Consider the following 22221-nt stretch of genomic DNA (forward strand, 5'->3'; position numbering starts at 1 on the left):
AAATCAATAGCTCTTGATCTGCTCCAGGTAGCTGTCATAGTTTCTGCGAATTTCTTCCAAAGAATCGCCGCCGAATTTGTCAAGAAATGCGTTGGCTACTTCCCAAGCGACAATATTCTCCATAATAACACCAGCGGCTGGTACCGCACACGTATCCGAACGTTCTACTTGCGCTGTGAATGGCTCTTTGGTGTCGATATCAACACTTTGCAATGCTTTGTACAAAGTCGAGATAGGTTTCATAACTCCACGCACCACAATCGGCTCACCTGTTGTCATGCCACCCTCAAAGCCGCCTGCACGATTCGACGCACGATAAAAGCCTCGTTCTTCGCTATGCATAATTTCATCATGAACCTTGGAGCCTCTGAGCTTAGCAGCTTCGAAACCGATACCAATTTCGCAGCCTTTGAAGGCTTGAATTGATAATACAGCCTGGGCGATGCGACCATCCAACTTGCGATCCCACTGGACGTGACTGCCTAATCCAACCGGTACACCTTCAATGATGCATTCCACAATACCACCAAGCGTGTCCCCATCTTCTTTGGCAGCATCAATCGCAGCTATCATACGGGCTTCTGCTTCTTTGTCAACTACACGTACTGGAGATTCCTCCGTAATACGGATCAGTTCATCAATTGGCAATTCCTGACGCTGCACCTCTACGTCACCAATACGGATAACTTGGACAGCCACCTTAATACCAAACGCTTCCAACAATTGACGAGCGACTGCTCCCGTTGCAACACGCATTGTTGTTTCTCGCGCGCTTGAACGCTCCAAAATATTGCGTAAATCCTTTTGATTATATTTCAAACCGCCGTTAAGATCCGCATGACCCGGACGCGGACGGTTTACTCTTCGTTTGGACTCGTCACTGCCTTCAATCGGTTCAATGTTCATCACTGAAGTCCAGTGTTTCCAGTCGTTGTTCTCCACCACAAGCGCAATTGGCGCCCCCGTTGTTTTACCATGTCTTACGCCGCCAACAATACTTGCGGTATCTTGCTCGATTTGCATCCGGCGTCCGCGACCATGGCCTTTTTGACGGCGACCCAGTTGAAAGTTCACCTTCTCGAAGTCAATCGTGACATTACTTGGAAAGCCTTCGATAATCGCAGTCAGCTGTGGTCCGTGCGTTTCTCCTGCCGTTAAATATCTCACTTGTTTATCCCCTTCCGACAATCTCTTCCCTAGGTATGTACCCGATTCCTTTGCTAATTATAGTATAGGCTTCACAGTTTGACAAGAAACGTATACACAAAAAAAGAAGCGCATGCAGCGGCGTGAAAGCCGAGGTTGCGCTTCTTTCCTTCTCTATAAGGATGGTTGAAGATCTAATTCACACATGGATCGATTGTTTGATGTAGGGTTCCGCATGTACGGTCTGGTCGGGTGCATCCACAAAACCAAGAATCTGCATAGAATCAATTCCGAGAATCTGTGCACATTCCTGCATCGTAATAAAGCCCTTGCGGTAAGCCATAATAACCTTCCTTTTGTCCATTTGACCCTCCTAAGAGTTTACGAATACTAATTACTCCTTAGTATGGGCAGGACTGGAAAAGTTTATACATCAGCAGCTATTCTTTCTTCCGATAGAAAAAGGTTTCAGCCGGCTCCAGCTTATATTGACCTGGTGAAAAAATTTGCTCTGTACTGCCTACGAACAAAATGCCACCTGGCTTAAGGGAATCTGCAAATTTTTGGTACAACAGATGCTTCGCTTCTTCGGTAAAATAGATCATCACATTTCGACAAATAATAAGATCAAACTGGGTATCGAACTTATCCGTCAGCAAATTTTGCTTTTGAAAGCGGATGCCCTTTTTCAACTCATCGCTCACCAAATAAGTCAAATTTTCTTTTTTATAATATTTATCAAGGTAAGCCTGAGGAACATCCCGAATTGAACGGTCCGAATATACGCCATTTTTGGCTTTGGCAATAGCACCATCGTCAATATCCGTGGCTAGCAGATGAGTATCATTTAACGCATTTTGCTTGGCAAGAATCATCGACAGCGTATAAGGCTCTTCCCCCGTGGAGCAGGCTGCACTCCAGCACTTGAGCTTACGGCTTTTACGAAGCATATCCGGAATAAAGACACGCTCCAACACTTCCCAACGGTTCGGGTTGCGCCAGAACTCTGATACATTAATCGTCATGCGATCCAGAAACTCATAGAACAAATCTTTATCCTTGGTCATCGCTTCAAAAAAAGCGACAAACGTATCATAGCCTTTTTTGGTTCTCAATGTGGTCAAACGGCGCTTCATCTGGGCTTCTTTATATTGAGCCAAATCAATCGACGTATAATCCTTGACCTTTTTTACAAATAACAAAAAATCTTGATCTTCCATCACCAACATCCCATCCTAAATCCACGTTTGTACAGACTTGGTGTAGCTCACTAGTTCTTTTTCAGTAAAAAAGTTATTAATTTCCCGCTCAGCACTCTCAGGAGAATCAGAGCCATGTATTAAATTGAAATTTGTATGTATCGCGTAATCCCCACGGATGGTTCCTGGCGCAGCATCTACAGCACTAGTTTTACCAATCATGGTTCGGGACAAAGCAATAATTTGATCGCCTTCCCAGACCATAGCAAATACCGGGCCTGATGTAATGAAAGTAACAAGCCTTTCAAAAAAATCTTTACCTGTATGCTCCACATAGTGCAGTTCGGCTTGTTCCTTCGACATTTGAATCAATTTGGCCCCAATCAATTGAAAGCCTTTTTGTTCAAATCGTTTTACAATCTCACCAATAACCCCACGCTGCACGCCATCCGGCTTTACCATCAAAAAGCTGCGTTCCATATTCCATCCTCCTTTTAAGTCCCAATATAACATAGTTATAGTATTATGATAACCATTCCATGGCAAAAGCTAACATTTAATACGAACGATTCCCGATAAAATGAGCAACTCCGACAAAATCCTTCTTAGCTTGAATATCTGGCAAGCCCTGAAGTGCGGCTATTGCTTTATCAATATAACTCGAAGCCAACTGCTCTGATCTGTGAATACCATCACTGCTGCGGATCAACCTTATAAACTCACTAATGTCTGTTTGGCCGTCAGCATCCTTAATCTGCTGCATTTGCTCCAATAAAGCGCCTCGAAGTTCAGGCTGCTGCAGAGCAAATATAACCGGGACCGTAATATTCCCCTGACGAATATCGCTGCCAGGCGGTTTACCAATCTCCTTCTCGGAGCCACACAAATCAAGCAAGTCATCGCGAATTTGAAACGCCATCCCAACATTGTAACCGAATCGATACAGACACAAAGACAAATCGTCCTCAGCACCAGCTGTAATCGCACCTAACTGGCAGCTTATCGCTATCAGCAGCGCTGTTTTACGCTTAATCCGCAGCAAATAGTCACGTAACGTTTGTTCTGTGTTGAAAAAGAAACGGATTTGCTCCATTTCTCCGATACTCATCTCGACAATCGCTTTCGACATAATCTGATGAATGGTAGCATTCGGCAGCTTCGTGACGACCGTTAAAGCTTTGGCAAATATATAGTCTCCTGTGTGCATAGCAATCCGATTGTCCCATTTAGATCTGACAGTCTTCTGACCGCGGCGTGTCGAAGCATCGTCAATGACATCATCATGTACCAATGAGGCCATATGGATTAATTCTAAGGGAACTGCTATGTGCTTGATTCGCTCAATGTCATAAGTGCCGAACTTCGCTCCCAGCAGTACGAAAACAGGCCGGATTCTTTTGCCGCCCGCCTTTAACAAATGGAGTGAAGCTTCACGAAGCAGTTCATGTTCATTATCGATACTTCGCTCCAGCTCTTTTTCGATATAGGTTATATCTTTTTTCATTTTGGCGTATAATTCGATCAATTTCATTCCGTCACCTGCGTCACAGATTTATCTCCCTGTGAACCCCATCTTTTGAACAATTCATGCTCCACTTGCATCGCGTCCAATATTTTACCTACTACAAAATCAATCATGTCCTCTATGGTCTGAGGTCCTTGATAAAAAGCTGGCATAGCCGGAATCATTCGAACGCCCATTCTGGACAGCTTTAACATATTTTCAAGATGTATCGCATGTAATGGCGTTTCGCGGGGAACCATGATCAGCGGCCTGCCTTCTTTAAGCATTACATCTGCCGTCCGCTCCAGTAAATTATCTGAGGCACCGCTTGCAACACTTGACAAAGTTCCCATTGAACAAGGAACAACAACCATCCCAGCAGTTCGAAATGAACCGCTAGCTGTACTCGCACCAATATCTTGAATCGGATGATAATGAAAGCTCCCCGGCTGGGAACCAAATTGATTTTGAAGCGTTGCCTTCCTGTTGCTTGATTCCCAACCCAGCTCTTCCTTGAGCACCCGCCAGCCAGCATCCGTAATCAACACATGCAGTTCCATCCCTATAGAGAGCAAATAGGTGCACAAACGTGCACCATAAGCCGCTCCGCTAGCTCCGGTTATGCCAATCACCCAAGGTCGACTCATTTATGGAGCACCACCAAATCAGCCAGAGTGAAGATGAAGACAACTGAGCTCAATATGCTGTTCAAGGTAAAAAAGGCAATATTTACGCGGCTCAGGTTCGTAGGGTTAACGATCTTATGCTGATAAAACAACAAAAGGTTAGCGATAAGAATACCGATCAAATAGATCCAGCTCAGGTCCGTTAAATAAAATAAGACGATAAGTCCGACAGCTGTAATCACATGGAACCAGCGGGCAATTCGCAATGCCTTAGCAACGCCAAATCGTTGTGGTATCGAATGCAATCCTTCATTCTTGTCAAATTCGGTATCCTGACAAGCATAAATCACATCAAACCCTGCAGTCCAGAAGGAAACCGACACATAAAAAACGATAGCCGCCCAGGAGATATCGTTCGTGACAGCGACCCAGCCTCCAAGCGGAGCTAATCCGAGCGTCAAGCCCAGAATCAAGTGACAAGCCCAAGTGAACCGCTTTGTATACGAATAAAACACAAGAAAAAAGACCGCAACAGGCAGCAGCTTCATGGAAAGCGAGCTTAAATTAGATGTAGCCCAGAACAACAGTACGAATGAAATCACAATGAAAATAATTGCTTCTTTCGAAGAAATCAATCCTGCAGGAATCGCCCTGGCAGCTGTTCTCGGGTTCTTACCATCAAATACCTTATCAATGACTCGATTCAACCCCATGGCCGCGCTGCGAGCGCCTACCATCGCGAGAATGATCCAGCCTATGGCTGCCCAACCCGGTAAATGGTTAGTCATAACGATGGAACCTAATATCGCTCCCATAAATGCGAACGGCAGTGCAAAGAGCGTATGCTCAATTTTGATCATTTCCAAAAAAATTTTCGTCTTTTTCAATAGCATCTAAATCCACCACTCCCGTTTGTCATTCCGCCGACTGCCCCTTGATGCCGATATGAAGTGCTGCGATGCCTCCGGTTAGCGGAAAAGCCTGAACTTGAGTCAACCCCGTCTTTTTGAAAATTTCGGCAAGCTGCTTATGATTAGGGAAGCTTATCAAGGATTCCGGAAGCCACTTATACTGCTCATAGCTTTTGGCGATCAATTTACCCAAAAAAGGCAAAATAGAATTGAAATAAAAATAGTACAACCCTTTGAATGGCTGCCAGGTAGGCTTGGACAATTCTAACGAAACGACCATTCCGCCAGGCTTAACCACACGCTGCATTTCTTCGATTACCTTAATAAGATCAGGCACGTTACGTAGCGCAAATCCGATTGTCGCATAGTCAAAGGTATTATCCTCGTAAGGCAGCTGCATTGCATTACCTTGAACAAGCTTAATCTGCTTGTCCAATCCGCCTTCGCGAATTTTGACTGCTCCATAATCAAGCATATTTTGGCTGAAATCCAGACCGACCATTTCCCCGGTACCACTTGCTCTAGCCAAGCTAATCGTCCAATCACAGGTTCCACAGCATAGATCAATAGCGGTACTCCCAGGCTGAACGTTCATCTTCTTCATTGTAAAATTCCGCCAGGCCTTGTGTCTGCGGAAGCTTATAATATCATTCATTAGATCATATTTGGGAGCGATACTTTCAAAGACAGAATGAACAAATTCTTCTTTTGATTTGGACTGCACTTCGGTTCACCTCAAATTTCTTCAAGCACTTTTGGAGTCGATAGGTAACGTTCAAACGGTTCTCCAATCGATATAAGTTCTTGACTTAGTTCTTTGTTATCAAGTGTTTGCAGCTTATCCTTAAGCTGACGTGTTGTTATTTCCAGCAGTTGATACAACTGCGATGAAATATTGTATTTCATCCAAATAGAGCGTACTTTACTTGGATCAGGTTCCTCAAGCTGCATGTTCCTGCGTTCTTCTTTGGAAACCTGCTGCAGCATATAACCAAAGCTCCAACTGTCCGGCAGCTGCTGTTTCTCCGGCTTGACAATTTCTTGAAGCAGCAGCTCACATTGTGTGAATAACCTCAGTATTTCTGGCCAAACCTTGTTCAGCGACTCATCCATTAACTTGGAGAATGCCATATAAATCCTTGATCTAATTTCCACCGATTGAGCAACATACTCTTCAGAGGTCATACTCAAGCCCTTTATCGTTTGATAAAAAACAATCTTTAACCGATTGGCTTCACAAATGGCATCTGATAGTGTTCCTATCATAGCAATATGTCCTGCCTCTGCAAGCAGATAATAAAACCGGGCACTAAAATAATCACCTGCCAGCACCTTGATTTGCCTCGATCTGGCCGATTTCATATCCTTGGCTTGGTTAGTAATACTCACGGTATCATGTGTGTCGAGACCCAACTGAACTAGACTGGTTACGAGACTGAACAACTCGCTATATTGCTGCAGTACGTTATTTTTGTTGAGAAAAGCATATAAGATCCGTGTTCGAATTTCTGGGAATTGCGGGAGCTCTGTGTATTTCTGTATCATGTCATAATCTATATATTTTTGGGCCATCTCTGGTATCCGATAACAATTCATCATTAGCCTCCGAACCGGTACAAGAACATCTCTTGATCATAATCCAAACTATTATAGCACAATCAAAGTCTTGACGCACAATATCAATTTGAACTTTTTACTTCAAATTTCTCTCGCCAATTAGGCGTAAAGGTCATCCGATAATGAGACTGTAGGTTTTTCTCCATTTCCTCCGCAGTCTTTATCTCCAGTCTGTAATCCATTCTAACCATTTTCTCACGTCGCGCATCTGCCGCAATGAGTAGTGAAGCACTGCCACCGACTTGCTTGGAACCATCCAAAACTCGAACCAAAACCTGATTAATGTTGGAAGAATGACTGAAAAACAACTGCGGTATTCCGCTTACATCCTTGAGAATTTCTAATCTGTCCGAAGATGGAGAAGCCAACAGGTCAACCGATACGATAGCTTGACTAACCTCTACTCTACGTATGCGCATATGAAGCTGCAATTTACTCATAACGTCCACAACGTTTAATTCCGTTAACGGCTCTGCTCTTACCAAGCTGAAAACAGGTGAGTCCCAATTGTTTTCTAACTGCGGCAATAATGAAATTGACAGAACGACACAGACGGATAAAATCGAAGTGGCAAGCAGCCGAATCAACCATTTCATTGTACAACTCCCCAATCTACATTCGGGTGCGCAGAGCGACGTTCTGCTCTTACCATTGTACAACAAAAAAAAGCAGGCTATGCCTGCAGGAACCAAGAAAAATTATTCCTCAGTGTCCATAACACCGTGCTTCGTCATCACTACAGCTTTACCTCTGATTTTCACAGCCGAGGTATGCGCCGTAAACTGGGCGATCATGATCTCGCCTTTATCCAGTTTTTCGGTATGGTGAAACTTCGTATCCTGTCCTCGGGTCAGACCGATAACCTGTACGCCATTTTCCTTGGCTTTAATAACGAAATATTCTTCCTGACTTTGTTTGGAATCCATAATAATCTTCCTTCCTGTCCATGCTTACTTACTTGTATGATGCAGAAAATTAACTATATTGTCAACTCTTTAATCACAATCAGACAAGAAAAATGGCTGCCATCAGGCAACCATTGTCGTATCCGGATATTTCTTTTTTTGTTTTTGGTTGTAATAGCCTTTTAACCACTCTGGCAGCCAGTTTGAGCAAACACGAATAAGAAAATCTGCCAGCTTGACAGTCCCATAGGCGAAAGCCATACCTGCAAAAACATCCAGTACCCAGTGAATTTGCAAATACATGGTCGAAATAATAATCAATGAGCAGTAAGTGACCATCATATATTTGAATATCCGGTCCTTCTCACGAAGAGCCAGCAGTAGCATGGCAAAGGAAATCGATGTATGCATACTCGGAAAGCAGTTCATCACATTCACCAGCATCTCATTCTCGTTCGCAAACACTCTTCCCAACAGATCGGGCTGGCCTTTGACGTACCAAACCTCTCTCAGCAGAATCAGGTTATAGAAAGGCAAGATCAATGGAAATTGCAAAACATGACCCGATAGTGCATAGGACAGCATCTTTTTAATGCTTCTTGTCCAAAAGCTGCGTACGATACAAAGCCATAACGATAACACGAAGCCGTAATTGTACACCCAAACCATTGCCTGATCCAGTGCCGGGGAGTTATAAATTCGCATCCAGGCTGCATTGTTGAGCGGAATGCTATTCATCGCTTCATCCCATGTCCAAGGATGTCGGTTGTTTTCAAACATCCAGTTTGCGATGCTCCACCATACGCTGTTACCTGATCCGTAAAAATAATAAAATAAATATAACAGGGGTAATCCAAATACAAAAAAACGTTTCCAATCAACATCAATCTGATCCGTACGAACACCTAACAAGCATATCAGGAGCAGCATCCAGCACGCTTCACTCCAGCCCCCACCTTCACCGATACGCCATATCAGATAAATGGATGCAATAATTCCATAATGGCTCCAATCCAGGGACGCCAGCCATCCCCTCGCTCGGTTGTACATAATCTAGTATTTCCCCTTTGCAACAATGATATGACATATGAATTGCCGTCGGCTAAGTATATCAAAAATTAGCTTAATTTGCTTCATAAAATTTTAACATAAAAAAGATGGTTCTCGATCCACGCAATAGAAAAAGACATCGACTTGACGATGCCTTTTTCATGGTCGGAGTAACACGATTCGAACGTGCGACCTCACCCACCCCAAGGGTGCGCGCTACCGGGCTGCGCCATACCCCGATGCATGATATCATTAAAAATGATTATATAATTGGTCCTTCCGTTTGTAAAGAATATATTTATATTTGGACGCAACAAAAAAAGACACGCTAACCTGTTCAGGTTAAGGTGTCCGCTCATACCATCAGTTCATACAACGGAAGTATGTAGAAATGAGTATGTAGGAAAAAACATTATGATTGAATTCCATCTTTCAAAGCTTTGCCTGGTTTGAAAGCTGGGATTTTGCTAGAAGGAATTTCGATTTCTTCGCCTGTTTGCGGGTTACGTCCTTTACGAGCGGAACGTTCACGAACTTCAAAGTTTCCAAATCCAACTAATTGCACTTTATCTCCACCTTGTAGGGCTTCGGAAATTGCTTCAAATACAGCTTCAACTGCTTTAGTCGCATCCTTTTTGGAAAGCTCGGATGTTTCTGCTACCTTGTTGATCAATTCAGATTTATTCATGCCATTCACCTCCCCCCAAGAGTAATTTATACCGTTACTTTCTTTGTTAACTGAAATGTTCAAAAATATACATAGGAAAATAAGGAAACCGAACAAATCAAGATTATATTAATACACCCTCGGCACTTTATCAAGTATAAACCAAAAAATGCACCCATCGGAGTGCATTTTTATCACTTTTATTTATTTTTTTACAATATTATGGCAATTAATCCGCCTGAGCCTTCATTGATGATCCGACCGAGCGTTTCTTGAAGCTTATATCGTGCATTGTCCGGCATCATCGCCAGCTTGCCTTGAATTCCCTCCCGCACAATGGAATGAAGCGATCTTCCGAATATATCCGACTCCCATATTTTCAATGGATTGTCTTCGAAATCCTGCATCAAATATCGAACCAGCTCTTCACTTTGCTTCTCTGTTCCGATAATCGGCGAGAACTCGGATTCTACGTCGACCCGAATCATGTGTATAGAAGGTGCGGTCGCCTTCAGCCTGACGCCAAAGCGTGAGCCTTGACGGATGAGCTCCGGCTCATCAAGTGCCATATCCGCAAGTGACGGTGGGGCAATTCCATACCCTGTGGTTTTTACCATTTCCAGTGCTTCTGCAAAATGATCGTATTCCCTTTTGGCATGACTGAATTCCTGCATCATTTGCAACAAATGATCCTTGCCGCGGATCTCGACACCGACGACCTCCATCAAAATCCGGTCATACAGCTCATCTGGCGCATACAAATCAATCTCAGCTACACCTTGGCCCATATTCATTCCCGCTAAGGCAGCTTTATCAATAAACTCATATTCCTCAAAATGGCTAACAACACGATCTACATCACGAAGTCTGCGAATATCCTGAACCGTCTCCCTGACCGAATTCTCAAAATGTGAGCGCAGCCAGTGACTATCTGACAGTACCATAACCCAGCTCGGAAGATTGACGTTAACTTCATGAACAGGGAATTCGTAAAGCACTTCGCGCAGCACAGACATCATGTCATCTTCATTCATATTGGCTACACTCATCGACACTACAGGGATATCGTGTGTTGCCTGCAGTTGGCTTCTAAGCTCCTGAGCTATTTCACCATTGGGCTTGGTTGAGTTTACAATCACAATGAAAGGTTTACCCACTTCTTTGAGCTCATTAATAATACGGGCTTCAGCGTCTACATAAGAGGAACGCGGAATTTCGGCGATGGAACCATCCGTGGTGATAACCACACCAAGTGTCGCATGCTCCTGAATTACCTTCCTTGTGCCGATCTCAGCCGCTTCCTGAAATGGGATAGCTTCGTCGAACCAAGGTGTGTTAATCATTCTTGGTCCATGCTCATCCTCGTAGCCTTTAGCCCCATCTATCACATAACCGACACAATCCACCAATCGAACGTTTACATTCAAGCCTTCTGCTACATGCAGCTGTACAGCTGTATTCGGTACGAACTTAGGTTCAGTCGTCATGATCGTACGTCCCGCCGCGCTTTGCGGGAGCTCATCCGTTGCACGCGCCCGATCCGCTTCGTTTTGAATATTCGGCAGCACGATAGATTCCATGAAACGTTTGATAAACGTCGACTTCCCTGTACGGACCGCCCCTACGACCCCCAGGTAAATATCCCCGCCCGTACGCTCTGCAATGTCTTTAAAAATATCCACTTTTTCCAATGAGAATCCCTCCTACAGGTGGTATAAAGCGAAACTCGTACTATTCTTTTAGATTAGTAAAATATATGTACGAGTCAGCCAATTATGATAAATTGTTTAGCCGGACTTTCTTGCTATCACTCCTTGCTCATAACGGCATAGCGAGCCGCAGCTTCTTCTCTCTGAAACTATATGAACGGGACGCGCCAATTATTCTGAACAACGTAAAAAACCTCTATCTCCCTTCAAATTTCAAGGTGATAGAGGCTGACGAGCCGTTAACGTATTATACTTGCTTACATAGGTACTCCCATAACTGGCGTAGGTTGTCCATTGATCCAGTGATACGGGTAGGAGCGTGCTGGCACATAATAGGATTCCTTAACTAATAGCTCCCTCAAGTCCTGCTTGTCATTCAAGCCGGCCTGCAGCGATTTTTTATCAATGAGTCTCATCATTTCCTCAGCGTAATCAATAGCTACCTGCCCCATATCGTTCATTAGAAAAGGAAGCTGTACCTGTCGTGTATACATACTTTGTGCTACGATCGGCTTTTTGTTCATTTTCGCAAAATCAATCCGGTAAAAAGCAGGAGCAACCGCTTCTCCTTTAGGAATTTGTCCATTATTCCGGGATTTGTATTCGTCTACAAGCTTCTGAACCTCAACGGTTTTCTGAAATGAAGTAAGATCCATCATTTTGACGGTCGGTTTAGTTTCCACATCAACCAGGACATAGATCACGCTTCCGCCATTTTCGAAAGCATTTGCCGGTACATTACTGATCAACGAACGTTCTTTGAGCTTTTTAAAATCAATCGGATACTTTTCATAAATCGGAGTGGTTTCTTCACTGTTTTTAATCGGTAAAACTTGCGTTTTGGCCTGAAACTGGTCAATTGCACTTTGAACAACGACCACAAATTCCCCTGATGCAACCTGCTGCTCTTTACGCATTTCCTGTGGATACATACAGCCTGTCAGCAGCATCGTACATAGTGCGAAGACAAATAAGACGGCTGCTGACCCTCTTCTGTTTCTCATTAATTAATCGTCCTCTCGCTGAGCTTCCAACTGCTTGCGAATCGCAGCTTTTAATGGATCTTCAGGAATTGTTACCGTCACATCCCCGGTCACCTTGGCTTGGCAGGCAAGGCGGTACCCCTGGTCCTGCAGTCCACCCAGCTTTAATCGTTCATTCGTATTAAGCGGAGCTAGACCGGACTGATCGGGCACAATGACCTTGCACATTAAACAAGCCGCCTTACCATCACAGCGTGTTCGAATATGCACTCTAGCCTTGCGGGAAGCTTCCAGAATTGACATCCCCAGCTTGGCTTGAAAGGATTTATTGTCCGGTTCAAAACTCACATTAGCTCCCATACCTTCACACCTTCCTCCTACTCCATCTGCTTACGCTAACAGAAGGCTTTTGAGCTCTTGAATAAGGAAATCACTGCATGCATTACGCTCTACCAAAGCTTCCATGGCCTCACTCCATGCCGATTGTCGACTTTTCAGGACCGCCGCGATAGCCTCATACCGATCCGGCCGATTGCGAAGTACATTGAACATAAGCTCGTGCTCCAATGGCATTAGATGCAATGTTTCTAAACTATCCTCTGAGGAACCCTTACCGGATAAATGAAACACAGGACTATAGTGGCGACGCAAAAAATCCACTTCCACTTTATATAAGCTGTCTTTACAGGTAACTTCAAACCCACCTACAAGCTCAACCTGGGTCTCCTCAATCCTGTAATGACTAAGAACAGAGCGATAGATGGAGGTGCGGTTTTCAACCTGCGAATCTACAGCATAAAGGGATAATGCCTGATGAAGCTCCGGTGCTCCCTCAGCGTCGACATACAGATCCAGATCACGAGGAGCAGCGGTCAGAGCAACGCCTTGCAGCAGCAACCCACAGCTTCCGCCTACTAGCCATGGCGCCTTAACGTTCTGTAAGCTAGCCAGAACCGCTCTGAGAGGTCCTGCTAGTGTTTCCCTTGCAAACATCTGCCACTCCCCCTGCAAGCCTTGAGAATCGTGTCACCGGATGCCAGACCAACCTGATCAGAAATACGGTTTATGCGTAATCGTTACTGGACCATCCTCTTTAATGACCGTCTGACAAGCAAGCCGGTATCCCGCTTCTAATTCCTCCGGTTCTAATCGATCCCATTCCGCATCCGTCACTTCTTTAAGATGCTCTTTACCCTCTGTGACCAAGCAACGGCAGCGCGCACAAGTACCGCGAGTACAAGCAAACCCCCAATCCACTTCATGCTTGAGAGCCAAATCCAGTACCGTCAGACCACTTTCCCATTCTACATGTTTTTGAACCTTACGTCCGCTCAGCAAGATCATAACGGGTTTTATCCTCCATTTACAAAATAGACACTACCATATACAGCAAAATAGGCACAAACATTAGAAACGCAATTACAGACAAAATAATCCGTAGAAAACCCTTTGTACGGTTTCTTGCGTATGAAATCAAGAAGGACGCTCCTGCCATCAATCCGATGGCAACGAACGATGCCCACATTTTATCCATTGGACTCATTATTCGCTGCTCCTTATACAAATCAAATAGGCCTAAACATGCCCTATTATACCATAATTCACAAAGCTACGTGACTTTAAGCCGTGAAGCCTATGTGACAGAATATCTTCATAGCAATCATTCAACATTCGTATTCATTGTGCCAATATAAAAAAAATGAGCCATTCCCAAAGGAGTGGCTCATGCCGGTACCGATCATTTTTTGGAAATCATCTTCACCATTTGCTCCATGTTGTTTGCGTTAATCTTGCTGCTTTTGATGGCATGAATCAATTCATTAACCGTTGCCTCTGAAACATTTACATTAACAAGACTAGACACCTGTTTAATGAGCTGCTTCAATTGAGCATCGCTTTGCATGGTAGAAGGCTTGACTGCGCTAGCGAGTTTATGAATGTCCTTCTCGCTTACACTCTTTCCGGTTCTTTTCTTGACAGCGTTCAGAACATCCTTGGATACATCCTTATTAGCCATTTTATCCCTCCTACAAGCTTTCCTTTAGGAAAGCTATCTTCGTAAGCACCCTCAGAATCTTTGAGCAATGCTGCATGGTAGGCAAACTTAGTCCTACTGAAGTATTTTATGAAGAAGGGATATCAATCGTGTAGGCGGTAGTCTAAAGGGTTCCAGATAGTTTATAAAGGCTTGTCTGATTCAATAAATCTCTTCCTTACGTCCACGGCCCATCAAGTCGTCTGCAGCGGCTACAGGTTCTTTGCCATTAAAAAGCACCTCGTACAGCTGCTCGGAAATCGGCATCGTTACCTCATATTGACGGGATAGCTTATACGCAGCCTGCGTCGTTTTGACACCCTCTACAACCATTCCCATTTCCTGCAGCACCTCGGACAGCGGCTTACCCTGAGCCAACAAATAGCCAGTACGCCAGTTTCGGCTGTGCTTACTTGTGCAGGTAACAACCAGATCGCCAATGCCTGCCAAGCCGGCAAACGTAAGGGCATTTCCCCCCATTGCAATTCCAAGTCGGGATATTTCAGCTAAACCTCTGGTTAACAATGCAGCCTTTGCATTGTCCCCAAAATCCAGACCATCAGTCAAACCGGCCCCTAGAGCAATAATATTTTTCAATGCGCCGCTGACTTCAACACCAACGACATCCGGATTCGTATAAACTCGAAAGTAAGAATTAATAAGCAGATCCTGAGCGGCCTCCGCTGCTGCACTATTCTCCGAAGCAACAACAACGGTGGTCGGACATTGTTTAATAACTTCCTCAGCATGACTCGGTCCCGATAGAACGACTATAGAAGCCGCATCATAATCTGGCAGTTCATCAGCTAACACGGTACTCATTCTTTTCAAGCTATCTGCTTCGAAGCCTTTGGTAGCATGAATAAGAAGCGTGTCTTTAGACAAGAACGCTCTCATTTGTGAAGCAACATTCCTCATTGCAGAGGAAGGAGCTACCACGAATACCGCATCGGCTTGAAATAACGCTTCTTCCATCGAGGTTGTGGCATGAATTTTGGCAGACAGCTCCGTATCCCCCAGAAACCGGCGGTTGCGATGCTCCCGATTAATCTCCAATACCTGCTCTTCATTACGCGACCATAAGGTTACCTCCAGCTCGTTCTCTGCCAGCACGGAGGCAATGGCCGTTCCCCAGCTTCCAGCTACAAGCACAGATACTTTTCGAGGCATGAGCCCACCTCCGATTATTTTTTTGCGCCCAGCTTATTTTCTTGTCCCTTGAGCAGCTTCACGATGTTGCTTCGATGACGATACCAAGCGAATACGAATAAGATTAAGCTAAGGACGAATATTTCCATAGGGCGACCCATAGTCCAGATAAGAATAGGTAAGAGTGCAGTAAGCAGCAGGGACCCTAAGGAAACATATCGAGTAATCGCAATAACGATAACAGTAGCAGCGATGGCAATCAAGACTGGTACAAAAGCAAGTGTAATCATCACACCGATCGTAGTAGCAATTCCTTTTCCGCCACGAAAACCAAAAAATATCGGCCAATTGTGTCCTGCAATAGCGGCAACACCGCATAATACCAATAATAAAGAGCTGCCGTCACCCAACCAGCTTCCGAGCAAGACGGCAATAACTCCTTTTAAAGCATCCAATAGCAGTACCGTAATTCCAGGCGCTACACCAAGGACCCGTAATGTGTTTGTTGCTCCCGCATTACCGCTGCCATGATTTCGGATATCGATCCCTTTAAGCAGCTTTCCTGCCAAAAAACTAAAACTGACCGAACCGAGCAAATATCCGATCAGGATGGGTATGACATACCACACCACGCACCGCCCCTATTCATCATCTGATTTTTTCCGCGAAAACAACCTCATAGGTGTTCCAACAAATCCAAAAGCAGCACGAATTTTATTTTCCAGGTAACGCTCGTAAGAGAAATGCATCATTTCCGGATCATTAACAAAAACAATAATCGTCGGCGGTTTGACCGTAACTTGTGTAGCGTAGTTGATTCTTAGTCTTCTACCTTTATCTGTCGGCGGCGGGTTTATAGCTACTGCGTCAGATATAACATCGTTCAAAACATGGGTTGGAATACGAAGCGCATGCTGTTCAGCTACTTGAACTACGACTGGAAGCAGCTTATGTAAACGCGACTTGGTTTTAGCAGAAAGGAACACAATCGGCGCATAGGTCATGAACAGAAAATGGTCACGAATTTTTTGTGTAAATTCCTTCATCGTCTTCTCGTCTTTCTCTACCATATCCCATTTGTTGACGACGAAAATAGCTGCTTTACCCGCTTCATGCGCGTAACCGGCAACATGCTTATCCTGCTCAATAATTCCTTCTTCACCGTTAATCAACACGAGTGCTACATCTGCCCGTTCAATGGCCTTCATAGCACGCATGACACTGTATTTTTCCGTGTTTTCATAGACTTTACCGCGTTTACGCATCCCTGCCGTATCAATAATTACATATTTCTGTCCATCCCGTTCAAATGGAGTATCAATTGCATCACGGGTTGTGCCCGCAACATCACTGACGATAACTCGATCTTCACCAAGAATAGCATTAACAAGAGAGGATTTGCCCACATTCGGTCGACCTATGAGCGCAACACGAATAACATCTTCCCCATATTCCTCTTCATCGTCTTCAGGAAAGCTGGCTACAACCGCATCCAATAAATCCCCGAGTCCTGTACCGTGAGAGCCTGAGATCCCATATGGAGTTCCGAAGCCTAAGCTGTAAAACTCGTAAATATCATCCTGACGCTTGATGTTATCGATTTTATTAACGGCCAGCACAATGGGCTTCTTGGCACGGAATAGAAGCTCCGCTACCTCAGAATCTGCCGCTGTAATCCCCGCTTTACCATCCACCATGAAAATAATTACATCAGATTCCTCAATAGCTAATTCAGCTTGGGCACGAACCGATCTTAACAGCTCGCTGTCCCCTTCAATCTCAATACCACCGGTATCTATGACACTGAAATTGTGATCCAGCCATTCTCCGACTCCATACAAACGATCCCGGGTTACTCCGGGCATATCCTCTACAATTGCAAGCCTGTCGCCAACGATACGGTTAAAAATCGTCGATTTCCCGACATTCGGTCGGCCAACAATGGCTACTATAGGTCTCGCCACTAAACTTCATTCCTTTCTTGGGTGAAGCAAATTCGCAACTCGAAAAATTCCACAACTTATATCATAGCATCTGACTTATCCGAAATCAATGTAAATGCTATCCTTGTATATTAAAAAATCGCATTATCGGATAAATGGTTAGTCCTTACTGCTAATTTTTTTGACACTTGCCTTTATTACGTTCTTCATACCGATGATACCATGCTTACCCGCTAGCAACGTATACATCAGCCCAATGGATAAGCTTCTAGTCACTACAAGGGTTAACCACCATCGATCCTGCAAGGTTAATGAGCCCAGTTCCATACTGAAATGCCTTCTACTGATGTACAAAAAATAGCCCTCACCTAATAACAGACCGATCGATACAGCGGCAATCTGAGCAGACGGGAGCTTAATCGTCGTAACAGCCAAAACTCCGATCGCTAGAGCCATAACAAGCTCCATATTTCCGTATATAGAGGCAGGCATTAACTGAACCGTCTCCTGCATAAAAAACGACAATGATCCCATCAGGGCACCCACCGACACAATATGAAGCTTACTTAGTAGCGCTCCCGGCAGCCTCCACAATATACATATCACCCATAACAACAAAACAGGTACCCAGACTGCCAAGGTCCCCAACGGAAGTGGGATGACCAAATAGGTCCCAATGATCCATGTAACAAAAAAAAGAAGTATCACTTTGGAAGGTACGCTTTTAAGTAATAAATCCTTCCAGCCGCTAGCAAACAAAATCATCGTTATGATCATAAGCAACCACGATAGATATCCTGGATTCATTGGCACCCACCTAAGAGTTTTACTTAATCTTAGTATGGTTCAATACAGGTATATTTATCAATCCTGTTCGTCTCGCATAGCTGTTGATATCAATTTCTCTTGCTGCGCACCACTCAGCGGTCTCACCACAAATGATAACGGGAACATTCCATAAATCTTCAATTGTATGAGTGCCCAAAGCCGTCATTAACAGCTTTAATTCCTGATGCATATCATCCATCTTCGTTATTAAAGCGGCTGTCCCCTCGGTTCGTTGTATCTGCAAAAAGGCCCCTGCAATCCCTACAGCAGAAGCACCTAATGTAAGGGCTTTACATGCCTCAAGACTCCCACGAATGCCTCCGGACCCAATTATCGAAAGCTTTTTATAAGCCGCGGTGTTTGTTCTCGATATCTTGACAGCTTCGATGACTTCTAATAATGCTATCGAGGTTTTGCACCCCCAATCATTCAACCAGTCCATCTGCACATTTCGCCGTGCATTTTCAATGGCTGCGAAATTGGTGCCTCCATAACCGCCGACATCAATCGTGCTTACACCTGCCTCTAATAAAGCAGAAGCACTCTCTCGGGCCATACCAAATCCGACTTCCTTCACAATAACAGGAACGTTTAAACAGTTTACAATGGTTGAGATTCTCTCCAGCATCCCGGTAAAATCACGGTCGCCTTCTGGCATAATCAGCTCCTGCATGACGTTCAGGTGGATCTGAAGTGCATCTGCACGAAGCATTTCTACAGCTCTCTTGGCTTGCTCCAAAGTGGCTTCACTTCCCAGATTTCCGAAAACGATTCCATTCGGATTCATCTGTCTTACGATTTGATAACTAGAGGACACCTCGGCATTTTTAATTGCCGACATTTGAGAACCAACGGCCATAGCCAACCCGCATTCCCGAGCAGCAATCGCTAATTCCCGATTAATTTCTTCTGTCTCCTGAGCCCCACCTGTCATCGCATTAACAATAATCGGCGAACTCAGTGTGAGTTCGCCGATCTGGGTTTGTAATGAGATTCGTCCTAATGAGGTTTCCGGGAGACAGTTATGGATCAGCTTGAGGTCTGAGAAACCTTGTTCCCCACTTTGCCCAAGCTGCAGCGCATGATGAACATGCTCCAGCTTTCTCGGAATTCGCAACGTGACTCCTCATTTCAATCTATTATTTAAATTTGCTTAATTTTTCACCAAGAAGCTCACCCAAAGTCGTATTTAAACCTTGGTTTTGGTATTCTTCAGCAATTACTGTTTTTTCTCTTGGAGCTCTCGAAGGTCTGTCGCCTCTGTCTCCACCTTTATCATTTCTTGCAGCAGGAGTCGCGGAAGCAGGTGCTTCTTCGGTTTCCTTGATGCTCAAGCTGATACGTTTCTCATCCAAGTTCAGATCCAAGATTTTCACTTGAACTTCTTGACCTTCCTTCAATACTTCAGATGGAGTTGCCACGTGACGATGAGCGATTTGGGAAATATGTACCAAACCTTCAACACCTGGAGCCACTTCAACGAATGCACCGAATTGAGCCAAACGCTTAACTGTACCTGTGATGATATCTCCAACGTTAAAGCTGCTGGTTCCTTGTTGCCATGGTCCCGGTTGAGTCGCTTTAATGCTTAGGCTGATCCGCTCATTAGCTGGGTCCAGCTTCAGAATTTGAACCTTAACCTGATCGCCTTCTTTAACAACCTCTGAAGGTGTCTCAACATGGTGCCATGCCATTTCGGAAATATGAACCAAACCATCAATACCACCGATATCAACAAACGCGCCAAATTGCGTTAAACGTTGTACAGTTCCTGTCAATTCTTGACCGATCGATAGTTGACCGATAATTTCTTTCTTCTTCACTTCAAACTCTTCATCCAGAACGTCTTTTTGAGAAAGGATAACTTTGTTTTTCTCACGATCGATTTCTTTAACACGCAGCTTCAAAGTGCGTCCTTTATAATCGCTGAAGTCTTCAACGAAATTACGTTCAACCATTGAAGCTGGAACAAAACCTCTCAAGCCTACGTCAACAACAAGTCCGCCTTTTACTACTTCGGCAACTTTTGCTTCCAAGATAGTTTTGTTATCAAGATCAGCTTGAAGCTGGTCCCATGCTTTTTCACTGTCAACTACACGTTTGGAAAGAACAAGCTTTTCTTTGTTATCATCAATAGTCAAAACCTTCAATTCAACTTCCTGACCCACTTCAACGCCTTCACTCGCGTTTCCTAGTTGCACAGAAGAAAGCTCCTTGATATGAACAACTCCGTCATACTTGTAACCTACATCTACGAAAGCTTGGTCATCCTCAATTTTAATAACTTTACCTTTAACAGTATCGCCTTTTTTGAGGATAGAGACGTTCCCCATCGATTCCTCTTGGGAAATTTCTTGCTCTTGCGTGGATTGTTCTACTTGAATTTCTGCTTTAGTTTCTTCGGACATGGTTCAATTCCTCCTATGTTAGCAACCTCAACCAAATAAATTAGTTACAATTGCTGCTTTCTAATATAATTTACCAACGCAAAAATTACGCGGTTAATTGTTTTTCTAAGTATTCCACTAATTATCATTTTGATTCGTATTTCTTAACCAGCTCACGAATTGCTTCCATGATACGGTTTGTTGCCTCTTCCGCGCCAGAACTACCGCTATCAGCAAACTCACTGATATCGAGAGGTTTTCCATACACAAGCGTCATTTTGCGAAAAGGCTTGTAGCCCCCCACTATTGCAGATGGAATCACAACAGCTCCGGACTTTAGTGCCAAACTTGCCGCACCCTTCTTCCCTATTCCGCCCGCATTACTGCGAGATCCTTCCGGAAAAATCCCTAGGATCTGGTTGTCTTGTAAAAGCTGAAGTGATAAGCGGATCGATTCTTTGCTCACACCACCACGTTTTACAGGAAACGCACTGATTCTTGGAAGTACCCAGCCCAGTACTGGCAAATCGAAGAGCTCAGCTTTGGCCATGTAATGTACACGCCTGCTAACAAGCGGACTCCCCAACAATGGCGGGTCCATATTGCTTGTATGATTTGCGCAAAGGATAACGGGTTTGTCCTCAGGAATATTCTCGATTCCAATTACTTTCAAACGGAAAATCAAACGGAATATAAAGTGAAATAGAGCACGTAAGGTCGAATAAAGCATATTACTTCCCTCCGCCGACTTTGGTTCTGCACAACTCCAAAATTCGCTCTACAACATGAGGTATGGTTAAGTCTGTCGTGTCCAGCAATACAGCATCAGCCGCCTGGATTAAAGGTGCATGAGTTCTTTGTGCATCCATTTGATCACGGGCTGCAATTTCCTGCTCCAGCTGTTCTAATGTTACTTCAGGACGATCTTTGGTTTCATTGTACCTTCTCTCAGCTCTTACTCTAACACTAGCTGTGAGATAGAACTTTAGCTCTGCATCAGGAAGCACATGAGTACCAATATCTCTGCCATCCATAACAACGCCTTTGTCAACTGCAAGAAGCTTTTGTTTATCTGTCAGAATGTGACGCACTTCTGCAATACTGGCAATTTGCGAGACATTGCTTGTCACTTGCACGGTACGGATATCCAAAGTTACATCTCTGCCATTGACGATAACCTGTTGACCATTAAGGCCAGGTTCAAGACGAATAGTAAGTCCACGGGTCATAGCAATAACTTCCGATTCCTGCTCTGGTCTAAGGCCGGCTTGCAGTATACTCCAGGTGACCGCGCGGTACATAGCCCCCGTATCCACATAAATAAATCCTAATGTATTGGCGACGAGTCGGGCAATTGTGCTCTTTCCTGCTCCCGCCGGACCATCAATTGCAATGTTAAATTTCTCCAAAACAAGGGCCTCCCAGAAATAAAAGTCATGCATGTGACAACAGACCCCGCTTGTAACCAATGAAAATTATACCATAGGTGAAAGTGGGATTGCAAAGCTGTCTCATACTTATCGACTGAAAGGTGACCCTTTCAGTGATTTTACAATCGTTGA

28 protein-coding genes and 1 tRNA gene are annotated in these 22221 nt (G+C 44.3%); all 29 read right to left on the reverse strand.

Features of this window, described 5'->3' with window-relative positions; all coding sequences use genetic code 11:
- Nucleotides 1-3: 3 nt before the first annotated feature.
- The 29 genes from aroC to cmk all read right to left on the reverse strand — a co-directional run bounded on the left by aroC (nt 4) and on the right by cmk (nt 22068).
- On the reverse strand, nt 4-1167 hold the full coding sequence (gene aroC, locus BM210_RS04650) for a chorismate synthase (protein ID WP_091165024.1): 1164 nt from the start codon (nt 1165-1167) through the stop codon (nt 4-6).
- A gap of 178 nt (nt 1168-1345) precedes the next feature.
- Entirely contained in the window at nt 1346-1510 is a 165-nt protein-coding gene (locus tag BM210_RS34640; RefSeq protein WP_177237629.1) for a hypothetical protein, read from the reverse strand.
- Between the two features lie 76 nt (nt 1511-1586).
- Complete coding sequence (locus BM210_RS04655; RefSeq protein WP_091165026.1) at nt 1587-2366, reverse strand: CheR family methyltransferase; 780 nt, start codon at nt 2364-2366, stop codon at nt 1587-1589.
- A gap of 15 nt (nt 2367-2381) precedes the next feature.
- The gene (gene ndk / locus BM210_RS04660; protein ID WP_091165027.1) at nt 2382-2825 is read right to left on the reverse strand and encodes a nucleoside-diphosphate kinase; all 444 of its coding nucleotides are present in this window, start codon (nt 2823-2825) and stop codon (nt 2382-2384) included.
- Nucleotides 2826-2901: 76 nt separating this feature from the next.
- Nucleotides 2902-3876: a polyprenyl synthetase family protein gene (locus BM210_RS04665; protein ID WP_091165030.1), complete on the reverse strand. Its 975-nt coding sequence runs from the start codon at nt 3874-3876 to the stop codon at nt 2902-2904.
- A complete protein-coding gene (locus tag BM210_RS04670; RefSeq protein WP_091165032.1) occupies nt 3873-4496 on the reverse strand; it encodes a UbiX family flavin prenyltransferase in 624 nt (207 codons plus the stop codon). Before BM210_RS04670 ends, BM210_RS04665 begins: the two co-directional genes overlap by 4 nt.
- The gene (locus BM210_RS04675) at nt 4493-5368 is read right to left on the reverse strand and encodes a UbiA-like polyprenyltransferase (RefSeq protein WP_091165034.1); all 876 of its coding nucleotides are present in this window, start codon (nt 5366-5368) and stop codon (nt 4493-4495) included. The genes BM210_RS04670 and BM210_RS04675 overlap by 4 nt, the downstream gene beginning before the upstream one ends.
- A 22-nt stretch (nt 5369-5390) precedes the next feature.
- Nucleotides 5391-6110, reverse strand: coding sequence for a demethylmenaquinone methyltransferase (locus BM210_RS04680; RefSeq protein WP_091165036.1), 720 nt, complete (start codon nt 6108-6110; stop codon nt 5391-5393).
- 11 nt (nt 6111-6121) lie between these two features.
- On the reverse strand, nt 6122-6985 hold the full coding sequence (locus BM210_RS04685; protein ID WP_256223246.1) for a heptaprenyl diphosphate synthase component 1: 864 nt from the start codon (nt 6983-6985) through the stop codon (nt 6122-6124).
- Nucleotides 6986-7065: 80 nt separating this feature from the next.
- Entirely contained in the window at nt 7066-7599 is a 534-nt protein-coding gene (locus BM210_RS04690) for a hypothetical protein (protein ID WP_091165041.1), read from the reverse strand.
- Between the two features lie 102 nt (nt 7600-7701).
- The gene (gene mtrB, locus BM210_RS04695; protein WP_091165043.1) at nt 7702-7929 is read right to left on the reverse strand and encodes a trp RNA-binding attenuation protein MtrB; all 228 of its coding nucleotides are present in this window, start codon (nt 7927-7929) and stop codon (nt 7702-7704) included.
- Between the two features lie 102 nt (nt 7930-8031).
- Complete coding sequence (locus BM210_RS04700) at nt 8032-8958, reverse strand: phosphatase PAP2 family protein (protein WP_091165045.1); 927 nt, start codon at nt 8956-8958, stop codon at nt 8032-8034.
- A gap of 162 nt (nt 8959-9120) precedes the next feature.
- A tRNA-Pro gene (locus BM210_RS04705) sits at nt 9121-9197 on the reverse strand.
- Nucleotides 9198-9370: 173 nt separating this feature from the next.
- A complete protein-coding gene (locus BM210_RS04710) occupies nt 9371-9646 on the reverse strand; it encodes an HU family DNA-binding protein (protein WP_076227627.1) in 276 nt (91 codons plus the stop codon).
- Nucleotides 9647-9837: 191 nt separating this feature from the next.
- Nucleotides 9838-11316 (reverse strand): stage IV sporulation protein A, encoded by a 1479-nt coding sequence (spoIVA, locus tag BM210_RS04715; RefSeq protein ID WP_091165047.1) that lies wholly within the window; start codon nt 11314-11316, stop codon nt 9838-9840.
- 275 nt (nt 11317-11591) lie between these two features.
- Nucleotides 11592-12338, reverse strand: coding sequence for a hypothetical protein (locus BM210_RS04720; RefSeq protein WP_091165049.1), 747 nt, complete (start codon nt 12336-12338; stop codon nt 11592-11594).
- A 3-nt stretch (nt 12339-12341) separates the two neighbouring features.
- On the reverse strand, nt 12342-12677 hold the full coding sequence (locus BM210_RS04725; protein ID WP_091165052.1) for a 2Fe-2S iron-sulfur cluster-binding protein: 336 nt from the start codon (nt 12675-12677) through the stop codon (nt 12342-12344).
- A gap of 30 nt (nt 12678-12707) precedes the next feature.
- Nucleotides 12708-13310: a nucleotidyltransferase domain-containing protein gene (locus BM210_RS04730; protein WP_091165053.1), complete on the reverse strand. Its 603-nt coding sequence runs from the start codon at nt 13308-13310 to the stop codon at nt 12708-12710.
- A gap of 57 nt (nt 13311-13367) precedes the next feature.
- Entirely contained in the window at nt 13368-13661 is a 294-nt protein-coding gene (locus tag BM210_RS04735) for a 2Fe-2S iron-sulfur cluster-binding protein (RefSeq protein WP_091165055.1), read from the reverse strand.
- A gap of 19 nt (nt 13662-13680) precedes the next feature.
- A complete protein-coding gene (locus tag BM210_RS04740; protein WP_091165057.1) occupies nt 13681-13860 on the reverse strand; it encodes a DUF2768 family protein in 180 nt (59 codons plus the stop codon).
- 195 nt (nt 13861-14055) lie between these two features.
- Nucleotides 14056-14334: a stage VI sporulation protein F gene (locus BM210_RS04745; RefSeq protein ID WP_091165059.1), complete on the reverse strand. Its 279-nt coding sequence runs from the start codon at nt 14332-14334 to the stop codon at nt 14056-14058.
- Nucleotides 14335-14514: 180 nt separating this feature from the next.
- A complete protein-coding gene (locus BM210_RS04750) occupies nt 14515-15522 on the reverse strand; it encodes an NAD(P)H-dependent glycerol-3-phosphate dehydrogenase (RefSeq protein WP_091165062.1) in 1008 nt (335 codons plus the stop codon).
- Between the two features lie 14 nt (nt 15523-15536).
- Nucleotides 15537-16133 (reverse strand): glycerol-3-phosphate 1-O-acyltransferase PlsY, encoded by a 597-nt coding sequence (gene plsY, locus BM210_RS04755; protein ID WP_177237630.1) that lies wholly within the window; start codon nt 16131-16133, stop codon nt 15537-15539.
- 9 nt (nt 16134-16142) lie between these two features.
- Entirely contained in the window at nt 16143-17465 is a 1323-nt protein-coding gene (gene der / locus BM210_RS04760) for a ribosome biogenesis GTPase Der (RefSeq protein ID WP_091165064.1), read from the reverse strand.
- A 138-nt stretch (nt 17466-17603) separates the two neighbouring features.
- On the reverse strand, nt 17604-18251 hold the full coding sequence (locus BM210_RS04765) for a hypothetical protein (RefSeq protein WP_091165066.1): 648 nt from the start codon (nt 18249-18251) through the stop codon (nt 17604-17606).
- Between the two features lie 19 nt (nt 18252-18270).
- Nucleotides 18271-19389 (reverse strand): type 2 isopentenyl-diphosphate Delta-isomerase, encoded by a 1119-nt coding sequence (fni, locus tag BM210_RS04770; RefSeq protein WP_091165068.1) that lies wholly within the window; start codon nt 19387-19389, stop codon nt 18271-18273.
- A gap of 22 nt (nt 19390-19411) precedes the next feature.
- Nucleotides 19412-20680, reverse strand: a complete 1269-nt coding sequence (gene rpsA, locus BM210_RS04775; RefSeq protein WP_091165070.1) for a 30S ribosomal protein S1 — start codon at nt 20678-20680, stop codon at nt 19412-19414.
- Nucleotides 20681-20804: 124 nt separating this feature from the next.
- The gene (locus tag BM210_RS04780; protein WP_091165072.1) at nt 20805-21389 is read right to left on the reverse strand and encodes a lysophospholipid acyltransferase family protein; all 585 of its coding nucleotides are present in this window, start codon (nt 21387-21389) and stop codon (nt 20805-20807) included.
- Between the two features lies 1 nt (nt 21390).
- Nucleotides 21391-22068 (reverse strand): (d)CMP kinase, encoded by a 678-nt coding sequence (gene cmk / locus BM210_RS04785; RefSeq protein WP_091165074.1) that lies wholly within the window; start codon nt 22066-22068, stop codon nt 21391-21393.
- Nucleotides 22069-22221: the final 153 nt, after the last annotated feature.

The organism is Paenibacillus sp. 1_12 (genome assembly GCF_900114475.1).
In the GTDB taxonomy this organism is placed as follows: domain Bacteria; phylum Bacillota; class Bacilli; order Paenibacillales; family NBRC-103111; genus Paenibacillus_S.